We start from the raw sequence: 5,653 nt of genomic DNA on the forward strand, positions 1-5,653 counted from the left end.
GGAGGATTACATGGCGCGTACTCAGTAAACGTTTACAGACATCTTGCCTGAAATCGTTTACTTACCCGGAAGGACAGCCTTGGCCGACGGACCCACGATCACCACGATCGCCGAGCGCGCCGGCGTCTCCATCGCCTCGGTGTCGCGGGTGCTCAACGGCCTGCCCACCCGGCAGGACACCGTGCGCAAGGTGATGGCCGCCGCGGACGAGCTCGGGTACGTCCGCAACGCCGTCGCCCGCTCCCTGAAGTCCCGCCGCACCCATCAGGTCGCCTTCGCCATGGCCGACGTCGGCAACCCCGCCTACCTGGCCATGCTGCGCCAGATCCAGCCGGTGCTCAAGTCCGCCGGCTACCGGCTCGTCCTGCACTCCACGGACGCGGTGGTGGCCGACGAGATCGACGTGCTCCACAGCCTGGGGGAGCGGTACGTGGACGGGCTGATCATGAGCCCGCTGCGCGTCACCGAGCAGCACCTGGAGCTGCTCGCCTCGGCCCGCGCCCCGGTGGTCATCATCGGCTCGGTGCCCGAGGGCACGCCGGTGGACAACGTCAGGGCCGACTCCCGCACCGGCGTGAAGCTGGCCGTCGACCACCTCCACCGGCTCGGCCGGCGCACGATCGGCATGGTCAACGGCCCGACCGACACGGTGCCCGGCGCCGTGCGCGGGGCCGCGTACCGGGAGGCGCTGGAGGACCTCGGCCTGCCGTACGACGAGGAGCTGGTGGAGATCGGGGACTTCTACCGCGCCGAGGGCGGCAGGGCGGTCGCGGCGCTGCTGCGGCGGCGGCCCGACCTCGACGCGCTGATGTGCGCCAACGACCTCATCGCGCTCGGCGCGCTGGACGTACTGCGCGCCGCCGGGCGGCGGGTGCCGGACGACGTGGCGGTGGCCGGCATGGACGACACCGACCTCGCCGCGGCCTCCTGGCCGTCGCTGACCAGCGTCTCGCTGGGGTCGGCCGAACGCGGCAAGGCCGCCGCCGAGCTGCTGCTCGACCGGCTCAGGAACGGCGACAGGGAGCCCCGCAGGGTGACCGTGCCGCCGCGGCTGGCGGTGCGGGCCTCGACGACGGGGGAGAAGCCCGCGCCGTCCCGGCCGCCAGGCGCGGAGCGGGGGAGTCCGTGACCGCCACCGCGACCCGCCCGGCCCCGCAGGCGCCGCCGCGGCGCGCGGGAGGCGGATCGCGGCAGGACCGCGAGATGTGGGCGCTCCTGCTGCCCGCGCTGGTGCCGGTGCTGATCTTCAGCGTCGGGCCGCTGCTGTACGGGATCGCGATGGCGTTCACCGACGCAGAGTCCGGCAGGAACCACGTCACCCGGTTCGCCGGGCTCGACAACTTCGCCAGGCTGCTCGGCGACGAGGCGTTCTGGCAGTCCATGCGGGTGGGGATGATCTGGGCGGTCTCGGTGACCGCGCTGCAGTTCCTCGCCTCGCTCGGGCTGGCCCTGCTGCTCCACCAGCGGCTGCGGCTGCGCGGCCTGGCCCGGGTGCTGGCCATGGTGCCGTGGGCGATGCCGCCCGTGGTGATCGGCCTGATGTGGCGCCTGGTCTACCACCCGGACGCCGGCCTCGTGAACAGCACGCTCGGCACCGACATCAACTGGCTCGCCGACTTCACCTGGGCGCTGCCCGCCGTCATCGTCATGGGCGTCTGGAGCGGCATGCCGCAGACCACCGTCGTCCTGCTGGCGGGCCTGCAGAACGTGCCCGCGGAGCTGCACGAGGCGGGCGCGATGGACGGGGCGGGCACCTGGCGCCGCTTCTGGAACATCACGCTGCCCCAGCTCCGCCCGGTCATCGTGGCCATCACCTCGCTCGACTTCGTGTGGAACGTCAACCAGTTCAGCCTGGTCTACGTGCTCACCCAGGGCGGGCCCGGCGGCCGGACGAGGCTGCCGATGCTGTTCGCGTACGAGGAGGCGTTCGAGTACGGCTTCTTCGGCTACGCGGCCGCGCTCGGCGTCGCCATCGTGGTCGTCGTCCTCGCCCTGCTCGGGGCGTACCTATGGCGGCAGCTGAGGGAGGCAGCATGAGCAGGATCCTCCAGTACGCGGCGCTGCTGGCGTACCTGGTCTTCCTGGGCTTCCCGCTGGTCTGGCTGCTGTCGACCGCGCTCAAGACGCCGCAGGAGATGGCCGCCCTGGACCCCTCCTGGATCCCGCGCGAGCCGACGACGGCCAACTTCGCCGCCGCGTTCGGCGAGCAGGACCTGATCGGGGCCGGGCTGCGCAGCCTCGTCGTGGCCCTGGCCAGCGCGTTGCTGACCGTCGCGGTCGCGCTGCCGGCCGCGTACGCGCTGGCCCGCTACCGGGGCGTGCTGAAGCGGATCACGCTCGGGTGGGTGCTGGTCAGCCAGGTGTTCCCGTTCATCTCGATCATCATCCCGCTGTTCCTGGTCATGCGGGAGCTCGGCCTGGTCAACACGCTGGCCGGGCTGGTGCTGGTGCACGTGACGTTCACGCTGCCGTTCGCGCTGTGGATGCTCCAGGGGTACGTGCGGTCCGTGCCGCGCGAGCTGGAGGAGGCCGCGGCGGTCGACGGCGCGGGCCGGATGCGGGCGATCGTCAAGGTGGTCGCCCCGCTGCTGGCGCCGGGCGTGGTGGCGACGCTGCTGTTCTCGTTCATCTCGTCGTGGAACGAGTTCCTGTTCGCGCTCGTGGTCCTGAAGGACCCGGACGTGATGACGCTCCCGCTGACGCTGGTGCGGTTCACCGGCCCCGAGGGAGTGGCCAGGCTCGGCCCGCTGGCCGCGGCGTCCCTGATGGCGACGATCCCGAGCCTGGTCTTTTTCGCAATCATCCAGCGACGGCTGCGGTCCGGCCTGATGGCCGGCGCGGTGAAGGGCTAGGAGGCTCAGATGCGTATCACATCCGCTCTGGCGGCGGTGGCGGTCCTCGCGCTGGTCACCGCGTGCGGCGGCGGGGACACGGGTGAGCCGCCGGGCGGCCCCGGCGAGCCGGTCAAGCTCGACTTCCTCAGCCTGGCCTGGCAGAAGGAGTCGGTGGCGGCCAACAAGGCCATCGTCGAGGAGTGGAACAAGGCCAACCCGCACATCCAGGTCACCTACGTCCAGGGCAGCTGGGACAACGTCAACGACCAGCTCGTCACCTCGTTCGAGGGCGGCGACGCCCCGGACGTCTTCCACGACGACTCCCCCGCGCTGGCCGGCTTCGCCGCCAAGGGCTACCTGCTCGACCTGGAGGGCAAGCTGCCCGCCGCCCTGCGGAACGACATCCCGCAGGCCGCCTGGGACACCGTCACCTTCGACGACGGCAACGGCGGCCAGGGCGTGTTCGGCGTGCCGTTCCTGCAGGAGTCCCAGGTCATCATCGCCAACAAGAAGCTGCTCGACGAGGCCGGGGTGCGCATCCCCACGCCCGCCGAGCCGTGGACCTGGGACGAGTTCGCCGAGGCGAGCAGGAAACTCACCAAGGGCGACACGTACGGCGTCGCCTGGCCGATGAAGTCACCGGTCAACAAGGTGCTGAACCTGGCGCTCAACTTCGGCGGCACCTTCTTCCAGACGGCGGGCGGCAGGACCACGGTCAAGGTCGGCCCCGAGGAGAAGGAGGTCCTGCGGCGCATCCACGACCAGCTCCACAAGGACCGGACCGCCGACCCGGCCGCGCTCGGCATGGGCACCGCCGACCCGCTGCCGGGCTTCTTCGCCGGCAAGCACGCGATGCTCCCGGCCGGCGTCTACCTGCGTCAGCAGGTGGCCGAGCAGGCTCCGGACGACTTCGCGTGGGTGACGCTGCCGCCGCTCAAGGGCACCACCTCCCACCAGGGCGCGGTGTCGCAGACCCTCTCGGTGTCGGCCGACAGCGAGCACCAGGAGCAGGCCGTCGCGTTCGTCTCGTTCTTCCTCAACGGCCGCAACCAGGCCCGGCTCGCCAAGGGCGACTGGCTGCTGCCGACCTCGCGGGAGGCCGCCGCCGATCCGTCGATCAACGGCGAGGAGGACGGCTGGGACGTGGCGACCGCCTCGGCCAAGGACCTCGTGGTGGCGCCGTTCCTCAAGGTGAACGGGTACGACGAGTGGAAGAGCAAGGTGGCCACGCCGGTGCTGCAGGAGTTCTTCGCCAACAAGATCAGCCTGGACGAGGCGGCCAGGCGGCTCGTCGACGAGGGGGACAAGGTGCTGGAGCGGTACCAGCGGTGACGTATCGCGACAGGGCCCGGGGATGCCTGCTCGGCCTGGCGGCCGGTGACGCCCTCGGCGCCCCCGCCGAGAACCTCTCGCCCGAGGAGATCCGCCGCCGATGGGGGCGGCTCACCGAGATCGAGGGCGGCGGCACCGACGACACCGAGTACGCCCTCTTCGCCGCCGGGCTGCTGGTGGCGCACGGCCACGGGCTGACGTCCGGGCGGGTCGCGGCCGCGTACCGGGAGCAGGTGATCCCGGCGGTCACCGGGCCGATGCGCGGGGCCGGGTTCTCCGAGCTGGGCACGGTCGAGGCGCTGCGGCGGGGGCTGGAGCCGCCGCTGACCGGGATGGTCCACCAGCACGGCTGGTCCGACGGGCTCGCCATGCGGGCCGCCCCGTACGGGGTGTTCTGCCCGGGAGACCCGGCGGAGGCGGCGCGGCTGGTGACCGAGGACGGCCGGGTCAGCCACGCGGGCGAGGGCATACTCGGCGGCCGGGCGGTCGCCGCGGCCGTCGCCGCCGCCATGGCCGGGGCCGATCCGTCCGAGGCGGTGGAGGCGGCGCTCTCGGCCGTGCCCGCCGACTCGTGGACCGCGAGGACCATCGTCCGCGCCCGCGCCGCGCTGGACGCCGCCGACCCGGCCGCGGCGCTGCACCAGGCCGTCGTGGTGCGGCACTACCCGTGGACGGACGTCGCGCCCGAGGCCGTGGCGCTGGCGCTGGCCGCCTGCCTGCACGGCGAGGGCGACGTGGAGCGTTCCGTCACGTTCGGGGTGAGCCTGGGCCGGGACGCCGACACCATCGGCGCCATCGCGGGCGCGGTCGCGGGCGCCGGGCGGGGCGAGCGCGGCGTCCCCGGGCGGTGGGCGGCCAGGATCGGCCCGGCCACCGGTAGGTGCCTGCCGGTCGTGGCGGGCAGGCACGTGCTGGACGCCGCCGACGACCTGACCGCCGCACTCGGCCACGGCAGGCCGGCGGCGGTGCCGGAGGACGGTGGCGAGCGGGTGGAAGGACTGTAGGACGCATGCCGGGGGACAGGATCGCGGGAGCCGTCATCGGCCTCGCCGTGGGGGACGCCGCCGGCTGGCCCGCGGCCCGGCACCGGGCCGCGCTGCACGCCCCGTGGAGCCGCAGGCTGCACCGCGAGCTCGACGCCTTCGCCGAGGAGCACCGCGTCACCACGCTGCCGGTGCCGTTCGCGCTCAACCAGCCGACCGCGCCGCTGGCCGTCGGCCCGTCCGACGACGCCGAATGGCTCGCCTGGACGCTGCTCACCACGGGAACGCCGCGCGCCGAGGCGTTCCGCGCGCTCGCCGGCCGCGACGACGTCAGGGCCCGCGTCTCGGTCGCCACCGCCCTGGACAACCTGTCCAGGGGCGTCGAGCCGCCCGCCAGCGGGCACGACAACCCGCACCACTTCGACGACGCCGCCGCCGTCAGAGCCGTCGCCTACGGCCTGCGCGGCGCCGAACCGGACGAGGACGCGCAGGTGACCAACGCCG

6 protein-coding genes are annotated in these 5,653 nt (G+C 73.2%); all 6 read left to right on the plus strand.

Going from position 1 to position 5,653, the window contains the following annotated elements:
* The first annotated feature begins 79 nt into the window (after positions 1–79).
* The gene (locus OUY22_RS35290; protein WP_270159659.1) at positions 80–1,129 is read left to right on the plus strand and encodes a LacI family DNA-binding transcriptional regulator; all 1,050 of its coding nucleotides are present in this window, start codon (positions 80–82) and stop codon (positions 1,127–1,129) included.
* The gene (locus OUY22_RS35295) at positions 1,126–2,037 is read left to right on the plus strand and encodes a carbohydrate ABC transporter permease (protein ID WP_270159660.1); all 912 of its coding nucleotides are present in this window, start codon (positions 1,126–1,128) and stop codon (positions 2,035–2,037) included. Before OUY22_RS35290 ends, OUY22_RS35295 begins: the two co-directional genes overlap by 4 nt.
* On the plus strand, positions 2,034–2,852 hold the full coding sequence (locus OUY22_RS35300) for a carbohydrate ABC transporter permease (RefSeq protein WP_270159661.1): 819 nt from the start codon (positions 2,034–2,036) through the stop codon (positions 2,850–2,852). The genes OUY22_RS35295 and OUY22_RS35300 overlap by 4 nt, the downstream gene beginning before the upstream one ends.
* 9 nt (positions 2,853–2,861) lie before the next feature.
* The gene (locus tag OUY22_RS35305; RefSeq protein ID WP_270159662.1) at positions 2,862–4,166 is read left to right on the plus strand and encodes an ABC transporter substrate-binding protein; all 1,305 of its coding nucleotides are present in this window, start codon (positions 2,862–2,864) and stop codon (positions 4,164–4,166) included.
* Positions 4,163–5,170 (plus strand): ADP-ribosylglycohydrolase family protein, encoded by a 1,008-nt coding sequence (locus tag OUY22_RS35310; protein WP_270159663.1) that lies wholly within the window; start codon positions 4,163–4,165, stop codon positions 5,168–5,170. The genes OUY22_RS35305 and OUY22_RS35310 overlap by 4 nt, the downstream gene beginning before the upstream one ends.
* A 5-nt stretch (positions 5,171–5,175) precedes the next feature.
* Positions 5,176–5,653: ADP-ribosylglycohydrolase family protein (locus tag OUY22_RS35315; RefSeq protein WP_270159664.1), on the plus strand; the 478-nt coding region annotated here is incomplete at its 3' end.

Origin of the sequence: Nonomuraea corallina (genome assembly GCF_027620315.1) — a bacterium.
In the GTDB taxonomy this organism is placed as follows: Bacteria; Actinomycetota; Actinomycetes; order Streptosporangiales; family Streptosporangiaceae; genus Nonomuraea; species Nonomuraea corallina.

Coding starts and splice junctions, on each gene's coding strand:
- OUY22_RS35300 (WP_270159661.1), top strand. CDS start 2,034: ATGAGCAGGATCCTCCAGTACGCGGCGCTGCTGGCGTACCTGGTCTTC.
- OUY22_RS35305 (WP_270159662.1), top strand. CDS start 2,862: ATGCGTATCACATCCGCTCTGGCGGCGGTGGCGGTCCTCGCGCTGGTC.